At 67.3% G+C, this 15,416-nt stretch carries 13 protein-coding genes; 10 read left to right on the top strand and 3 right to left on the bottom strand.

Annotated features, from left to right (window positions below; all coding sequences use genetic code 11):
• Complete coding sequence (locus LDB29_RS19785) at positions 1 to 795, bottom strand: AcvB/VirJ family lysyl-phosphatidylglycerol hydrolase (RefSeq protein WP_025549330.1); 795 nt, start codon at positions 793 to 795, stop codon at positions 1 to 3.
• A gap of 174 nt (positions 796 to 969) precedes the next feature.
• Between LDB29_RS19785 and LDB29_RS19780 the strand changes: the two genes are divergently transcribed.
• From LDB29_RS19780 to LDB29_RS19770, 3 genes are read left to right on the top strand one after another with little or no spacing between them, the layout of a single operon-like run.
• Entirely contained in the window at positions 970 to 2,211 is a 1,242-nt protein-coding gene (locus LDB29_RS19780; protein WP_099185196.1) for a glycosyltransferase family 1 protein, read from the top strand.
• Between the two features lies 1 nt (position 2,212).
• Positions 2,213 to 2,743: a sigma-70 family RNA polymerase sigma factor gene (locus LDB29_RS19775; RefSeq protein ID WP_257555533.1), complete on the top strand. Its 531-nt coding sequence runs from the start codon at positions 2,213 to 2,215 to the stop codon at positions 2,741 to 2,743.
• On the top strand, positions 2,736 to 3,470 hold the full coding sequence (locus tag LDB29_RS19770) for an anti-sigma factor (protein WP_025549333.1): 735 nt from the start codon (positions 2,736 to 2,738) through the stop codon (positions 3,468 to 3,470). Before LDB29_RS19775 ends, LDB29_RS19770 begins: the two co-directional genes overlap by 8 nt.
• Positions 3,471 to 3,561: 91 nt before the next feature.
• Here the strand turns inward: LDB29_RS19770 and LDB29_RS19765 are convergent, their stop codons facing one another.
• Together LDB29_RS19765 and LDB29_RS19760 are read right to left on the bottom strand one after the other, a co-directional pair.
• On the bottom strand, positions 3,562 to 4,155 hold the full coding sequence (locus LDB29_RS19765) for a nitroreductase family protein (protein ID WP_025549334.1): 594 nt from the start codon (positions 4,153 to 4,155) through the stop codon (positions 3,562 to 3,564).
• A 72-nt stretch (positions 4,156 to 4,227) separates the two neighbouring features.
• Positions 4,228 to 4,395 (bottom strand): hypothetical protein, encoded by a 168-nt coding sequence (locus tag LDB29_RS19760; RefSeq protein ID WP_157846853.1) that lies wholly within the window; start codon positions 4,393 to 4,395, stop codon positions 4,228 to 4,230.
• 307 nt (positions 4,396 to 4,702) lie between these two features.
• Here LDB29_RS19760 and LDB29_RS19755 point away from each other — a divergent pair, with 307 nt between their 5' ends.
• The 7 genes from LDB29_RS19755 to LDB29_RS19725 all read left to right on the top strand — a co-directional run bounded on the left by LDB29_RS19755 (position 4,703) and on the right by LDB29_RS19725 (position 15,293).
• On the top strand, positions 4,703 to 8,020 hold the full coding sequence (locus LDB29_RS19755) for a glycosyltransferase (RefSeq protein ID WP_099185197.1): 3,318 nt from the start codon (positions 4,703 to 4,705) through the stop codon (positions 8,018 to 8,020).
• A gap of 29 nt (positions 8,021 to 8,049) precedes the next feature.
• A complete protein-coding gene (locus LDB29_RS19750) occupies positions 8,050 to 8,493 on the top strand; it encodes a PDZ domain-containing protein (protein ID WP_082718659.1) in 444 nt (147 codons plus the stop codon).
• The gene (locus LDB29_RS19745; RefSeq protein WP_025549336.1) at positions 8,490 to 9,176 is read left to right on the top strand and encodes a response regulator transcription factor; all 687 of its coding nucleotides are present in this window, start codon (positions 8,490 to 8,492) and stop codon (positions 9,174 to 9,176) included. The genes LDB29_RS19750 and LDB29_RS19745 overlap by 4 nt, the downstream gene beginning before the upstream one ends.
• A gap of 271 nt (positions 9,177 to 9,447) precedes the next feature.
• Entirely contained in the window at positions 9,448 to 10,740 is a 1,293-nt protein-coding gene (locus LDB29_RS19740; protein ID WP_025549367.1) for a HAMP domain-containing sensor histidine kinase, read from the top strand.
• 307 nt (positions 10,741 to 11,047) lie between these two features.
• Complete coding sequence (locus LDB29_RS19735) at positions 11,048 to 12,043, top strand: LacI family DNA-binding transcriptional regulator (RefSeq protein ID WP_025549366.1); 996 nt, start codon at positions 11,048 to 11,050, stop codon at positions 12,041 to 12,043.
• A 72-nt stretch (positions 12,044 to 12,115) separates the two neighbouring features.
• The gene (locus tag LDB29_RS19730) at positions 12,116 to 13,339 is read left to right on the top strand and encodes an HlyD family secretion protein (RefSeq protein ID WP_244968631.1); all 1,224 of its coding nucleotides are present in this window, start codon (positions 12,116 to 12,118) and stop codon (positions 13,337 to 13,339) included.
• 7 nt (positions 13,340 to 13,346) lie between these two features.
• Positions 13,347 to 15,293 carry a glycosyltransferase gene (locus LDB29_RS19725; protein ID WP_025549364.1) on the top strand — a complete coding sequence of 649 codons (1,947 nt, stop codon included), beginning with the start codon at positions 13,347 to 13,349 and terminating at the stop codon, positions 15,291 to 15,293.
• Positions 15,294 to 15,416 lie beyond the last annotated feature (123 nt).

The raw sequence follows: 15,416 nt of genomic DNA, 5'->3' as shown, positions 1-15,416 counted from the left end.
TCAGATTGCGGGAGGCTCTGCGCTGTCTGAATTTTTGGCAATGTTCGGGGCCAAGTCCGGCAAGGCGCGCAGCAGGGTCTTCGCCACCCGTTCCGAATCATCCTCCAGGAAATGGCCGCCGGGCAGGCCAACGACGCGGACATTGGGCTGGCGCCAGCCGGGGCAGAGGCTGCCGCTTTCCTTGACGCCATGGATGCATAGTACCGGCGCCCAGTCGAGCGCACGGGCTGCGGGCGCGGCCGGGCCGTCGTCCCCGAAGTCGAACACGCCGCCGGGCGTGGCGCGGAACAGCATGGTGTCGGCGGGCACGATCAGCGCGACCATGGCGACACGCGCGCGCAGCGAAGGCGGCAGGCGTTCCAGCCCGGCAAGCAGCATGTTCGCGCCGAAGGATTGCCCGGCCAGCACCAGCCTGCGCGCGCCGGGCAGGGCAAGGGCGCGCCGGGCCGCCGTCTCCACCAGCCTGCCGCTTTCCTCCGGCGACTGGCGGCGGGCGAAGGCGGCCAGCGAATTGACGCCCAGCACCGGGACGCCGCCTTGCGCCACATGACGGGCGATCACCGGTCCCATGCCTGCGTTGAACCCCATGTCGCCGGAAAAGAAGACCGCGACGGTCCCGTCTTCCCTGGGTGCGGCAGCGGGGACCGGGGTGAAGATTCGCCCGTTGGGATAGCCGAGATAATGGCAATAGCCGGCGGCGCCTGCGCTGATCGCCGCGAGGAAGGCTAGTATCAGGGTTGTGCGAAGTCGGCGTGAAGCCCGCCTCCTTCCGTCATGCTGAACTTGTTTCAGCATCCATCGCGCCTTCCGAGACCGCGGTTCGTGGGGACAAATGGATGCTGAAACAAGTTCAGCATGACGAGTGGTCGCGGCGATGGTTGGGGAGCGGGAGTCACCTCTTCAATCTAGCGCCGGCCCGCCTGCTGTAAACGGAGGGAATAGACCACCCTCCCCCCGCGTATACCGGGCATGAACCATGCCGCCGACCTTCGTGCCGACCCCATGCGCCTTTCCCAATCCCGCCTTGCGCTGGCGGCGGCGCTGGGCCGTCCGCTGCGGGTCGCGCTGTTTTCCGGCAATTATGATTGCGTGCGCGACGGCGCCAACCAGGCGCTCAACCGGCTGGTCGCCTATCTGCTGCATCGCGTGCGGGCGGAGGTGCGGATCTATTCCCCCACCGCGCCGCGCAAGGCGTTCGAGTCGGTGGGCGAGGTGCGCTCCGTCCGATCGATCAGCATTCCCGGCCGCCCGGAATATCGCATCGCCCTGGGCTTCACCCGCGCCGCCCGTCAGGATTTCGAGGATTTCGCGCCCGACATCGTCCACCTCTCCGCCCCGGACCTGCTGGGGCGGCAGGCGCAAAACCATGCCCGGGCGCTGGGCATTCCGGTAATCGCCAGCCTGCACACCCGCTTCGAAACCTATCTCGACTATTATCGCCTGTCCCTCCTGCGCGGGCCGGTGGAGCGCTATCTCGACCGCTTCTATGGCGATTGCGACCGCATCCTCTGCCCTACCCTGCCCATAGCGCGGGATATGGCGGCGCGGCTTGGTGGCGGGCGGATCGCCATCTGGGGGCGCGGCATCGACCCCGCCTGCTTCCGTCCGGCGCTGCGCGATCCGGCCTTCCGGTCCGGGCTTGGCTATGATGCGGCGGATATGGTGCCGCTGTTCTTCGGCCGGCTGGTGCTGGAAAAGGGGCTGCGCGTCTTTGCCGAGACCATCGGCGCCGTCCGCGCCCGGGGCCTGGCCGTCCGCCCGCTGATCGTGGGCGAAGGACCGGCGCGGAACTGGCTGGCCGAGCGGCTGCCCAACGCCACCTTCATGGGCCATTTGTCGGGAGAAATGCTGGGCCGCGCCGTCGCCAGCGCCGACATCCTCATCAACCCCTCCGTCACGGAGGCGTTCGGCAATGTCAATCTGGAGGCGATGGCATCGGGCCTCGCCATCGTCTCCGCCAATGTGCCCAGCGCGTCGGCCCTGATCGCTGACGGGCGCACCGGCCTGCTGGTGCCGCCCAAGGATGTCGGGGCCTATGCGGCGGCGGTGGCGGGGTTGATCCGCCAGCCCGCCCGCCGCGCCGCGCTGGGCGCTGCGGCGGCGGAGGCGGCGGCGCGCTTCGCCTGGGACGATGTGCTGGAGGATGTGGCGCGCAGCTATGCCGGGGCGCTGCACATCCCGCTTGCCACGCCCGCCGCGCAGGCGGCATGACATGGCGACGATGGACGAGGGTTCCGGCATCAGGGACGATCTGGTCGCGATGCGGCGCTATGCCCGGTCGCTGACCCGCGACGAGCAGGACGCCGACGATGTCGTGCAGGACGCGATCGTCCGCGCCATAGAGCGGCAGGAGACGTTCCAGCCCGACCGCGACCGCCGCCGCTGGCTGCTGGCGATCGTCCACAATGTCTTCTTCTCCGCCAAGCGGCGCGAGGCGTCGGAGGCGCGGCGCAACAGCCGCTTTGCCGAGACGCTGGTCGACCGGCTGGAGCCGGGGCAGGAGGAACATGCCCGGCTGGTCCAGATCGCGCGGCAATTCGCGGCCTTGCCGGAGCATCACCGCGCCGTGCTGCACCTGACGGCGATAGAGGGCTTCAGCTACCAGCAGGCGGCGGAGACATTGGGGGTGCCGGTGGGGACGGTCATGTCGCGGCTGGCGCGGGCGCGGGCTGCATTGAGGGAGCGGGAACAGGGGCAGCAGGGGGCAACGGGCCTCCGGCTGATAGGAGGAAGCGATGACTGATCGTCCGACCGATCCGGAAATTACCGATCTGGAGATTGACGCCTATATTGACGGCGAACTGGATGTGGAGCGGCGTTTCGTCGTCGAAACCCGCCTTTCGCGCCAGCCCGAGCTGGCCGCCCGCGTCATGGGCGACCTCAGCGTCCGCAGCGCGCTCCGCATGCTGACGCAGGACCGGCGGCCAGTGCCCGCCGGGCTGGCCGACAGGGCCGAACGATTGGCGCAACCGCAGAAAAGCCGCTGGCGCCGGTTGATGCCGGCGGGGTTGGCGACATCGGGACTGGCGGCGGCGCTGGCGGTCTGGATGGTGGGGTTCGAGCGGCCGCCCGCCTATGTCAGCTACGCGGTCGCCTCGCACCGGATCGCGATGCTGCGCGCCGACATGAATTCGCAGATCGAGGCGCCCCGCTTCGATGCGCGGGAAGTCGCGCTCAACACCCGCATCGCCATGCCGCAACTGCCCGACGACTGGCATGTCACCGACGTCCAGCTCTTCCCGACCGACAAGGCCCCCGCGCTGCTGATGGCGGTGCGCACCGATACGGGGCACAGGATGACGATCTTCGCCGTGCATGAGAAGACCGCCGCGCCCGAACATCCCGACGCGGTGCGCGAAGGGGAACAATCCGTGGCCTATTGGCGGCGCGGCGACATGTCCTATGCCCTGACCGGCGACCAGGAGCCGGGAACGATGGACGCCACGGCGGAGGCGCTGGCTCGGACCTGAATTCGGGGCGGACCGGCGGGCGTCATTCGGGAACCGTCATGCCCACCTGTTTCAGCATGACGGAACAGGAGAAGGCCGTTCCCTTCCCGCCTCAAGCCGGGAAATTGCCAGCCGTGACGAATTCCGAAATATCCTTGCGGCCGCTCGGCACCTCGCGCGCCTGGAGCGATTCGGACAGGATGGACTTGTCCGCGATGCGGCCGATGGCGACGGCGGCCTCGATGCGGAAACGGTCGGGCACGCCCAGTTCCACGCGCGCCTTGTCGAAATCCACGCCCGACATCGCATGGGCATGATAGCCCAGCCGCGTCGCCTGCAACGCCAGCAGCGCCCAGGCCGCGCCGGCATCGAAGCTGTGGCTGTGCGACGGCTTGAAATCTTCCGATCCGGGCGCGGCGATCAGCGTGTCCGACAGGATGTAGAGCAGCACCGATGCATTTTGCACCCAGCTCTGGTTGAAGGGCAGCAGCACGCCCAGGAAGCGGCTCCAATTGGCGCTGTCCCGCGTGGCGTACAGCAGGCGCCAGGGCTGATAGTTGAAGGCGGAGGGCGCCCAGCGCGCGCCTTCGAAGATCGTGTCCAGATCCTCCTGCGGGATGAGGGAGGAATCGAAGGCGCGCGGTGACCAGCGGTCGAGGAAAAGCGGTTCGACGGCACGGGTGGCGACGCGGGCGGTGGCTGACATATGATCTCCAGAACAAGAAGCGGCCGGAATATTGGAGGCAGGGACGGAAAGGGCAAGCCCCGCCCGGCATGTTCACCGCAGTTCGAGCGAGCGTTCCAGCCGTTCGGCCTGTTCCGCGGGCGGCGCGACCGCTTCAGGCCCACGGTCGATGAGGATGCGATCCGGCTCCCGCAGCAATTCGCGTTTCATGGCGTCGCTCCAGCGACCCCAGTGCCGGCCGATCGCCGATCGCCACTCCATATGTCCTCTCCCTGCCGAATCGAGACGGGCCGTTATCTAGTTTGCCGGTAGAGATTTGTCTTTCAAGCTTTGCTGATCGGCGGGGTAGAAAAGCTTGACCGAGGGGGAAGCCTGTTTGCCGCCCTGCTTCCCGGGAAGGCGGGATGACCGACCTGGCAGGAGCGGCGTGGAAGGCAGCGCGAGAGGCAGCGCGACGGGGCACCTCGTTTAGCCCGTTCAATCATGACCAATAGTTCATGCATGGCCCATCGGCCCGGCAAGGCCGGGCGCGTAAAGGCTGGCCCGAAACAGGGCGACAGCGCGAACGATGACCAGACCCATATTCTTCGATCCCACCGGCCGCAGGGGACTTTGGGCGCGGCGCCTGCTGGCGGGCGCGCTGCTGTTGATCCTGCTCGCCGCCATCGCCTTCGCCACCACATTGGTCGCCGTGCCGTCGGAAGGCGACCTCGCCCTGCCCCTGCCCCAGCCGCATGCGGCCCGCCTGTCGGGCATCTCCTCGCTGCGGCGCGACATCGCCAAATGGCTGCCGCATTGGGGCAAGCATCGCGTGCAGGCCCGTCCGCTGAACGTCGGTTTCTATATGCCGGGCGATGAAAGCAGCATCGCCTCCCTGCGCCGCCATGTCGGACAGCTCGACTGGGTGGTGCCGGCCTTGATCACCGTGCCCGGTCCCGGCAAGCCGATCCATGTCGCGACGGACGCGGCGTTCGACCGCATGATCGCCGCCATGCCCCGTCCACCCAGGGTGCTGCCCATGGTGCAGAATATCGGCAGCGAAAGCTGGGACGGAGCGGGCGCGGCGCGGCTGTTGCGCGATCCCGCAGCGGCGCTGGCGCTTGCCCGGCAGCTGAGCGGCTATGTCGCCCGCCGCCATGAGGCGGGGCTGGTCATGGACCTGGAATCCCTGCCGGACAGCGCCATGCCCGGCTATCTGCGCTTCCTCCGCATATTGCGCGCCACCCTGCCGCACGGCGCGAAGATCGCGCTCACCGTTCCCGCCGGGGAACAGGGCTGGCCGCTGGCCCGCTTCGCCGCCGTGGCGGACCGGGTGATCCTGATGGATTACGACCAGCATTGGCAGGGCGGCCAGCCCGGTCCCATCGCCGCCCAGGACTGGTTCGCGCGGCAGGCGGAGGTCGCGCTGCGCGCCATCGGCGCGGACCATATCATCGTCGCGCTCGGCAGCTATGCCTATGACTGGCATGGCGGGACCGCCGACGCGCTGTCGCTCGATGAAGCCTGGCTCGCCGCGCATGACAGCGCCGCGCGCCCGCTCTACGACGCGGCGAGCGGCAATGCGGGCTTCGCCTATGACGAGGCGGGGCAGCGGCATCAGGTCTGGATGCTGGATGCCGCCGCGAGCTGGAACGAGTTGCTGGTGCTGAAGCGCCTGGGCGTCCAGAGCGTCGCGCTGTGGCGGCTGGGCAGCGAGGACCCCGGCATCTGGGCGGATCTGACCGCCTGGCGCACCGGCGGCCGGCCCAGGCTCGGCACCGTGGCGAGCACGCTCAACACCGATGTCGAGGGGTCGGGCGAGATCCTGCGCATCACCGCCACGCCGACGCAGGGCCATCGCGCCGTCGCCTTCGGGCCGCTCGGGACGATTGAACAGGAAAGCTATGGCGCGCTGCCCACCCCCTATCAGGTGGAGCGCACCGGCGGGCAGAATCGCAAGATGCTGGCCCTGACCTTCGACGATGGGCCGGATGCGGAATGGACGCCGAAGATATTGAAGGTGCTGGAACGGACCCGCACTCCGGCGACCTTCTTCGTCATCGGGGAAAATGCGCTGGAGCATCCGGGGCTGCTGCAACGGATCGTCGCTGACGGGGACGAGATCGGCAATCACACCTACGACCATCCCAACCTCGCCACTTGGTCGGAGGAGCCGACGCGGTTGCAGCTCAACGCCACGCAGCGGCTGGTGCAGGCCTATACCGGGCGCAGCATGCGGCTGTTCCGCGCGCCCTATTTCGGGGATGCGGAGCCGACCACGGCGGACGAGCTGGGCCCCGCGCTGGCGGCGCAGAAGCTGGGCTATACGGTGGTCGGCCTGCACGTCGATCCCAATGACTGGCAGCAGCCGGGCACCGACGCCATAGTGCGGCAGGTGATCGATCAGGTGCATGCGGCCAGCACCGAGCGCTCCGGCAACATCATCCTGCTGCACGATGGCGGGGGCGACCGGTCGCAGACCGTGGCGGCGCTGCCCCGCATCATCGCGGGACTGAGGGCGGAGGGCTATCGCTTCGTGCCGGTGTCGCAGCTTGCCGGGCTGCCGCAGCAGGCCGCCATGCCGCCGGTCAAGGCCGGCGACCTGCTGGCGGTGCGCGTCGACGTCGCCGCCTTCGTGGCGCTGGCGACGCTTTCGGCGCTGCTCGGCTGGATATTCTATGTCGCGATTGCGCTGGGGCTAGCGCGGGCGGCGCTGATGACGCTGCTCGCCTGGTTCCAGGCGCGGCGGGGACGTCCCGCACCGCCGGACTATCGGCCCAGCGTGTCGGTCATCATCCCCGCCTATAACGAAGCCCGCGTGATCGAGGCGTCGGTGCGCCGCGTGCTGGCCAGCGACTATCCGGGCCTGCAACTGATCGTCGCGGACGATGGGTCTAAGGACGCGACCAGCGCCATCGTGGCGCGGGCCTTTGCCGACGATCCGCGCGTAACGCTGCTGACGCTTCGGAATGGCGGCAAGGCGGCGGCGCTGAACCGGGCGCTGCGCGATGCGACGGGGGAAGTCGTCATCGCGCTCGACGCCGACACCCAGTTCGAGCCGCAGACGATCCGCCGCCTCGCCCGCTGGTTCGCCGATCCCGCGCTCGGCGCGGTGGCGGGGGATGCGCGGGTGGGCAATCGCGTGAACCTCGTCACCCGCTGGCAGGCAGTCGAATATATCACCGCGCAGAATCTGGAGCGGCGGGCGCTCGCCGGCTTCGACGCCATGACCGTGGTGCCCGGCGCGGTCGGCGCGTGGCGTCGCGCCGCGCTGGACGCGGTGGGCGGCTATCCCGAAGACACGCTGGCGGAGGATCAGGACCTCACCATCGCGATCCAGCGGGCAGGCTGGCGCGTCACCTACGATCCCGAAGCCGTCGCCTGGACCGAAGCGCCCGAAAGCTTCCGGGCGCTCGCCCGGCAGCGCTACCGCTGGGCCTTCGGCACGCTGCAATGCCTGTGGAAACATGGCCGCATCCTGCGCGAACGGTGGCCGACGGGGCTGGCATTGGTCGGGTTGCCGCAGGCCTGGCTGTTCCAGATCCTGTTCGCCGCCATCTCCCCGCTGATCGACCTGGCGCTCGTCACCTCGATCCTGGGCACCATCGTCCGGGTGAACCAGCATGGCTGGGCGCAGACCAGCAACGATGTGTGGACCATGGCGCTATACTGGCTGGCCTTCACCGGCGTCGACATCCTCTGCGGCTGGGCCGCCTATGCGCTCGACAACCGGGACATGCGCTATCCGCCGCATCTGCTGGTGGCGCAGCGCTTCGTCTATCGCCAGATCATGTATTGGGTCGTGGTGCGCGCCATCGCATCGGCCATTGGCGGCTGGGTCGTCGGCTGGGGCAAGCTGGAGCGGACGGGACGCGTCGCCGTCCACGAAGGCGCGGCCCCGGCATGAACAAAGCTTAACATGACATGGCGGCGCCCATGGATCATCCTTCCGCCCATGAAAGCGGGTGCATGGACAGGCAGAGGCTGAGCCACGCGGCATCGGGCGTCCTTCTGGCGGCGCTGGCGCTCTGCGCGCTGGTCATGAGCGGCGCCTTTTTCCTGCACGTGCGCCATGCCGGCGACGACCGGATGGAGGTGGCGGCCGCGCAGGCCCGCGCCCTGCCCGGCATCACCCTCAGCAACGGCATGCCGGCGGGATCGGGCGTGGTCGTCACCAGCATGGAAACCGACGGCCAGGCGGCGCGCCTGGGCATCCGCGTCGGGGACGGCGTCGTCAGCCTGGACGGCATGCCGATCCGCTCGCTGGATCAGGCCAGCGCCTATCTGCTACACCATCCCCAGCCGAGGATCATGCTGGGGCTGAAACATGCGGACCATATGCGCGTGGTGATGCTGGACCGGCCGGAAGGGGAAAGATGAGCCACAAGATATTGGTGGTGGAGGACGATGCGGCGACCGCCGCCTATGTGGCCAAGGGCATGGGCGAGGCGGGCTTCACCGTCGACCGGGCGGACAATGGCCGCGACGGCCTGTTCCTGGCGAGCGACGGCAGCTATGGCGCGATCATCCTCGACCGGATGATGCCGGCGATGGACGGCATGGCGATGCTGAAGGCCCTGCGCGCGGCGGCGATCGAGACGCCGGTCATCATCCTTTCCGCCCTCGGCACGCCGGAGGACCGGGTGGAAGGGCTGACCAGCGGCGCGGACGATTATCTGGTGAAGCCCTTCGCCTTTGCCGAGTTGATGGCCCGCGTCCAGTTGCTGCTGCGCCGGGGCGGCGGCGGCAGCGCGGTCGTCACCCATTTGCGGCACGGGGACCTGGAGATGGACCTGCTTTCCCGCCGGGTGAAGCGCGGATCGCGCACCATCGACCTGCAACCGCGCGAGTTCCGCCTGCTGGAATATTTCCTGCGCCATCCCGATCAGGTGGTGACGCGGACCATGCTGCTGGAGGGCGTCTGGGACTATCATTTCGATCCGGGCACCAACGTCATCGATGTGCATGTCAGCCGCCTGCGCCGCAAGCTGGACGAAGGCGGGGACAAGCCCTTGCTGCATACGGTGCGCGGCATGGGCTATCGGCTGGGACCGGAGAGTTAGAGCCGATCGACATTCAGATGATGACGAACCGAAAATGGTGGTTTTCCGTGGCCCGGAGCGCAGCCTACTCAAGGTATGTGAGCACCGGAAGCACGGAAAAGCGTCATTTGCAGGCCGTCAGAGCTGAATGCCGATTGGCTCCAGGGCGTGCGGGACGGCGTCCATGACCGCTTCCGGCCATCCTAAGACCCTCCCCTCCCGCCGCTGGTTCGGCTTTGCCCGTTCGACCATCGGGCGCTTCGTCGGGCTGGCCTTCCTCTGCCAGTTCCTGGTGACCGGCGGCGTGCTGCTGTTCGTGCAGCAGGCGAGCCAGCGCACCGTCGTGGCCGCCGACCGGCAGGCGGTGGAGGACGCCCGCGACGACCTGCTCGCGCTCCATCGCAGCGGCGGGACGGCGGCCCTGCGGTCAGAGATCGCCCGGCGTTTCCGCGCCATAGAGGGGGAGCGCGCCGTGCTGCTGCTGACCGACAGGGCGGGACGGCCCGTCAGCGGCAATCTGGGCGCCTGGCCCGCCGGGCTGGCGGCAGACGGGCGCTGGCAGATCATGTCGCTCTACCGCATCGGCCGCGACGCGCCGGAACCGATGGGCGTCATTCCCGTGAAGCTGCGCGGCGGCGGGCAATTGCTGACCGGCATGGTCGTTTCCAACAGCCTGCAACTTACCCGCATCTATGAGGAGGCGCTGACCGTCGCCTTCGTCATGAGCCTGGTGCTGGCGCTGGGCATCGCGATCATGCTGGGCCGCATATTGGCGCGGCAGGTTTCCGACATAGCGGAAACCGCCAACGACGTCGCCGTGGGCGCGCTGGACCGGCGGGTGCCGACCGATGGCAGCGGCGACGCCTTCGACCGGCTCGGCCAGTCGATCAACGCCATGCTGGAACGGATCGACGCGCTGGTGACGCAGCTTCGCATGATGACAGACGGCCTTGCCCACGACCTTAAATCCCCGGTGACGCGGCTGATCTCCGTGGTCGAGCAGGCCAGCGCCCAGACGCGGGACGACACCGCGCTCGATGCCTTGGAAAAGGTGCATCATGAAGCGCAGACGCTGCGTTCCATGTTGACCACGGCGCTGCTCATCAGCCGGACCGAGGCGGGCTTCGGGGGCGACCAGCGGCGCGATACCCATGTTGCGGAATTGCTGCGCGACGTGGGCGAAATCTATGGCCCGCTGGTGGAGGATAGCGGCTTTGCGCTGGCCATTTCCGCGCCTGACGCGCTGACCTTTCCGCTTCATCGCGAACTGGTGAGCCAGTCGCTCGCCAATCTCATCGAAAACGCGCTCTATTATGCGGAAAGCGGCGACCGCATCGAACTGAGTGCGGCGATCGAGGGTGGCGACCTTCTCATCGCCGTGGCGGACAATGGCCCGGGCATCCCGGCGGAGAGCCGTCCCGCAGCCTTGAAGCGCTTCGGCCGGCTCGACCCGGCGCGCGGCAAGCCGGGATCGGGGCTGGGCCTGTCCCTGGTGGAAGCGGTGGCGCGGCTGCATCATGGCATGGTGACGCTGGCGGATAATGGTCCCGGCCTGAAAGTCCTGCTGACCTTGCGACGACCGTGAAAAGCGCATCCCGGGCAACGGCCTGAAGCGTGCAGTTCATCCGACCGCCGCCCGGGATGACAGCCGTTGCCTTGCTTGGAGAGTATGACAACGTTGTCTTGTCGCTCTAGACCGTTACCGATGCCGGATCAAGGACAATTTTCACGGCTCCCGCGACCAATTTCCCTGATTTACGTACCATATTTACGATTCCGGCATGAATATCGGGGTCTGGCGGTGCCGTCATCCGGGTAAACGTTGTTTCCTCCATCGGCCTTCCATGGCAAGACCGGTGTATGACCGTCCTTTCTTTCGCTCAGCCCCGCTGATGCCCAGCATCCATGACGTTGCGGCACTGGCCCGCGTATCGATCAAGACCGTCTCCCGGGTGGTCAACCAGGCGCCCAATGTCAGCGAGGAGCTGCGCGAAAGGGTGACGGCGGCGATCCGCCAGCTTGGATACCGGCCCAACCAGTCCGCGCGGCGGCTCGCTGGCGGGCGATCCTTCATGATCGCCTTCCTCTACAACAACCCCGCGCCCTCCTATAATGGCGGCATCCAGTCGGGTGCGGCGAACCGGTGCCGGGACCTGGGCTATCATCTGGTGGTGGAGCCGATGCCGCTGACAGGGGAAGAACGGTTCGCCATTCTCGACCGCCTGGTCGCAGCACTGCGGCCCGATGGCGTCTTCCTGGTGCCGCCCCTGTCGGACGACGCGCAATTGCTCCAGCGGCTGTCCGAACTGAAGCTCCCCTGCGCCCGCATCGCCGGATCGGTGATGGCGGAAAGCTTCAACATCCCCACGCCGGAGCGTGCGGCCGGCCGGATGATCGCGGATCATCTGATCGGCCTTGGCCATCGCCGCATCGGCGTGATCACCCCACCCGCCAGCCACAAGGCGGCGATGCAGCGCGTCGAGGGCTTTCGCGACGGCATGGCCGCGGCGAACCTGCCGCTGGAGGAGTCCCTGTTCGTCGAAGGCGCCTTCGATTTCGAGTCAGGCATAAAGGCTGGCGGGCATCTGCTGTCCCGAGGCGAGCGCCCCACCGCGATCTTCGCGACCAATGACGACATGGCGCTGGGCACGCTGACCGTCGCGCACCGGCTGAAGCTGCGCGTGCCGGAGGACCTGTCTGTTGTCGGCTTCGACGACACGCCCGCCGGCCTCACGGCCTGGCCGCCCCTCACCACCGTCAGCCAGCCGCTGGAGGCGATGGGCAGCGCCGTGATCGACGCGCTCGCGGGCGGTTCCGCCGACGCGCCGCACTTCACCTTCAGGCTGGTGCAGCGCGATAGTTCCGGCCCGGCGCCGGCCGGGGCATGAAGCCGGCGGGCGGCGCCTCCAACCTTTCTTAACCATGTCCATGTATGATTCGTCCATCAGATTGGGGACGAAATGAGCGTAGAAGCCAAATTTCCATCCGATGGTGCAAAGGAATTGCGGCTGGCCGAGGCCGACGGGCGGCAATGGTTCCACCTTCCGCGGCGAATGCTGGTCGGCGGCCTTCTGCTGGTCATGGCCGTCGCAGTGCTGGTGCGCAGCTTTATCTTCACGGCGGGTTACAATACCACTTTGGTGGCGGACATGGGCCTGGTCAGGGCGCCGATCTCCGGCGAAGTCGACCGGCTGGGCGCGAACGTCGGCGACCGCGTGACGCGGAACCAATTGCTGGGGAGCTTTGCCGCGCCGGTGGGCCTGTCGGCGGCCGTCCGTGCCGGATCGGAAGATGTGGACCAGCTCAAGGCGAAACTGGCCAGTATCGACGGCCGGATGGCAGCCCTCAGGGCCGACGCCGACCATATCCGCCGCGAATCGGGCGTCTACCGATCTGAAAAGCTGGTGCAGATGGATGCCGTCGCGGACGAAAGCTCCGCCCAACTGTCGGCCGCGCAGGCTCGGTTGGCCTTTGCGCAGAAACAGTTGGACCGCACCCGCGCCCTCGCCGGCCGCGGCTTCATCAGCGCAGCCGGGCTTGAGAAGGCGGAACAGGATCAGCGCGCCGCCCTGGCGGACAGGAATGCGGCGATGGCACGCCGACGCACGAACCTGATCGAGGCGCATGCCGCGGGCCAAGGGCTGTTCCTCAACAACGGCTACAGCAATGTCCAATATTCGACCCAGCGCCTGAGCGATCTCAATCTGGCGTTGAGCGAATTGCGGGGCGAAAGGGAGAACCTGACCGCAGCGCTGGCCAAGGCGCAAAAGCTGAGCGGCAATGGCAAGGCCGGCGCCATGCGGCGGCTGCAGCTTCCGTTGCAGGCGAGCATCGACGGCCGGGTCTGGGCGAAGGTCGCCGCCCCCGGGGAGTCGCTGCGTGAAGGCGATCCGATCTACATGCTGGCCGACTGTTCGTCCTTCTTCGCCTATTTCACCGTGGGCCGCAGCGCCTATAGCAGGCTCGCCATCGGTTCGCCCGTGACGTTCATCGCCTTTTCGAACGGCGATCGCTGGCCGGGAACCGTCGTCAACATGGGGGTCAGCGATCCGTCCCAGCTCCGCGTCACCAGCCATGTCCCCAATCCCGCCGCAGGCGAATATCTGATCGGCGCGCGGATCATGCTGGACGCGAAGGGCAAGAAGCAGTGCCCGGTCGGCACGGCGGGCCGGGTGGTGCTGTAACGCGGCCATGAACCCCGCCGAGATCCCGTCCTATTTCTGGGGCCTCGCCACCCTTGGCCTCTGCCTGCTGATCTTTCCCAAACTCAGGCCGGCCAACCCGCTGCATCGGCTCATCGTCAGCGGCGCCGCGATCGGATCGATCCTGATCTACATGACATGGCGCATGGTCGCCACGCTCGACCTGGGCACGCCCGGTTACGCCCTGCTTTCCGTGGGCTTCTTCATGCTGGAGGTCTGCTCCACCCTGGGCGGAGTGCTGGTGCTGGTCGTGCTGACGCGGCGGCGCGACCGACTGAAGGACGTCAGCGGCAACATACGCTGGCTGCATGTCAACAGGCCCAGCGCCGCGATCTTCATCTGCACCTATAATGAAGATGTCGGGATTCTCGACCGCACGATTACCGGCGCCCTCAACCAGAATTATCCGGCGAAGGTCTTCCTGCTGGATGACGGCCGGCGGCCGGAGGTGGAGGCGCTGTGCCGCCGTCGCGACGTGGAATGGCTGACGCGGCCGGATAATGCTCATGCCAAGGCCGGCAATATGAACGCAGGCCTGGCGACACTGGCCGCGCGTGGCGAGATGCCGGATTTCATCGCCATATTGGATGCGGATTTCGTCGCCCTGCCCAATTTCATGTCCCATTGCGTGGCCCTGTTCCAGGACCCGACCGTGGGGGTGGTCCAGACGCCGCAGCATTTCTTCAACCCCGATCCGCTGCAACACAGGATCAAGGGGCATCTGGACCTGCCCGACGAACAGCGCTTCTTCTTCGACACCTTGCTGCCGGCCAAGGACGGATGGGGCACCGCCTTTTCATGCGGGACGTCGTCCGTCGTCCGCACCGCCGCGCTTGCCGAGATCGGCGGATTCCCGACCGACAGCATTACCGAAGACATGCTGCTGTCGATTCGCATGAAAGAGCATGGCTTCGTCACCGCCTATCTGAACGAAAAGCTCAGCCTTGGCCTCGCGCCGGAAGGGATCGGCGAATATTGCACCCAGCGCATCCGCTGGTGCATCGGCGCGATGCAGATCATGCGCAGCGCCGACGGCCTGTTCTCGCGCAAGGGCCTGGGCTGGATCGACAGGATGAGCCTGCTGGAAACCCTGCTCTACTGGATGGGCAGCTTTCCCTTCCGCCTCGCCTGCCTGCTGGTGCCGATCCTCTACTGGATGACGGGCCTCACCATCATGGATGCGCCGATCGGCGAGCTTGCGACATTCCTGCTGCCCCGCATCCTGGTGGAAGCCTTCGCCATCAGCTGGTATTCCAACGGCCGGATACTCCCGCTTCTGACCGACACGTCCCAGTTGCTGGTCGCGCCGGAGATCGTGGCCGCATCCTGCCACACCCTGCTGTTCCGCGGGGAGCGGCCGTTCAAGGTGACCAACAAGGGGGGCGACCGTTCCCGGACGGTGATCCACTGGAAATTGCTGTCGCGCTTTGCGGTCGTGCTTCTGCTGACCGTGGGCGGGATGCTGTTCGGCTATGGCTCGCCACTGGCGCCGACCTTCTTCTCGGACCAGAAGGGCATCGTGGCGTTCTGGAGCATTTACAACGTCCTCGTCTGCATCATCGCCATCATCGTCTGCGTCGAAACGCCGCGAAGGGCGGAAGAGCGGGCCCCCATCAGCGGAACGGCGCTTTTCAGTACAGGGGACAGCGCCACCCCGGTGCGGCTGCTCGACATTTCGTCGAGCGGCGTGGCCTTCGCCAATGAAGGCGGCTGGCGCATAGGCGACAGGGGCACGATTTCCATCAGGGAACTGGGCGAGGTTCCGGCGATCGTCGCGCGCATCACGGATCGCGTCGTGGGGGCCAAGATCCTCCTTTCGCCCCAGCAACAGGTGGCGCTCACGCATTTCCAGTTCGCCGGCGACCGCATGCGCACGCCAGACGTGTCCACGCTCGGCAGCGTCCTGGCCCTGATCAGAGGTCTTGCGCTGAACTGAGCGGAGGACCGCTTCCGGCAAAGCCATTCGAACCCGCGGGCAGCAAGGGTGCAACCTCCGGCAAGGCCCGTCCTTGTTTGCGTCTCTCTTCACTTCCCGAAACGGAACATCGCTGCTGCGCGA

Source organism: Sphingobium sp. CFD-2, assembly GCF_024611135.1.
Taxonomy (GTDB): Bacteria; Pseudomonadota; Alphaproteobacteria; order Sphingomonadales; family Sphingomonadaceae; genus Sphingobium; species Sphingobium fuliginis.
Note: the sequence above shows the minus strand (reverse complement) of the source record. Positions and strands in the feature narration are given on the sequence as shown.

What these genes read in the sequence shown, in the direction of transcription:
- LDB29_RS19785 (WP_025549330.1), bottom strand. Translation starts at nt 795, where the DNA reads ATGCTGAAACAAGTTCAGCATGACGGAAGGAGGCGGGCTTCACGCCGA.
- LDB29_RS19780 (WP_099185196.1), top strand. Translation starts at nt 970, where the DNA reads ATGAACCATGCCGCCGACCTTCGTGCCGACCCCATGCGCCTTTCCCAA.
- LDB29_RS19775 (WP_257555533.1), top strand. Translation starts at nt 2,213, where the DNA reads ATGGCGACGATGGACGAGGGTTCCGGCATCAGGGACGATCTGGTCGCG.
- LDB29_RS19770 (WP_025549333.1), top strand. Translation starts at nt 2,736, where the DNA reads ATGACTGATCGTCCGACCGATCCGGAAATTACCGATCTGGAGATTGAC.
- LDB29_RS19765 (WP_025549334.1), bottom strand. Translation starts at nt 4,155, where the DNA reads ATGTCAGCCACCGCCCGCGTCGCCACCCGTGCCGTCGAACCGCTTTTC.
- LDB29_RS19760 (WP_157846853.1), bottom strand. Translation starts at nt 4,395, where the DNA reads ATGGAGTGGCGATCGGCGATCGGCCGGCACTGGGGTCGCTGGAGCGAC.
- LDB29_RS19755 (WP_099185197.1), top strand. Translation starts at nt 4,703, where the DNA reads ATGACCAGACCCATATTCTTCGATCCCACCGGCCGCAGGGGACTTTGG.
- LDB29_RS19750 (WP_082718659.1), top strand. Translation starts at nt 8,050, where the DNA reads ATGGATCATCCTTCCGCCCATGAAAGCGGGTGCATGGACAGGCAGAGG.
- LDB29_RS19745 (WP_025549336.1), top strand. Translation starts at nt 8,490, where the DNA reads ATGAGCCACAAGATATTGGTGGTGGAGGACGATGCGGCGACCGCCGCC.
- LDB29_RS19735 (WP_025549366.1), top strand. Translation starts at nt 11,048, where the DNA reads ATGCCCAGCATCCATGACGTTGCGGCACTGGCCCGCGTATCGATCAAG.
- LDB29_RS19730 (WP_244968631.1), top strand. Translation starts at nt 12,116, where the DNA reads ATGAGCGTAGAAGCCAAATTTCCATCCGATGGTGCAAAGGAATTGCGG.
- LDB29_RS19725 (WP_025549364.1), top strand. Translation starts at nt 13,347, where the DNA reads ATGAACCCCGCCGAGATCCCGTCCTATTTCTGGGGCCTCGCCACCCTT.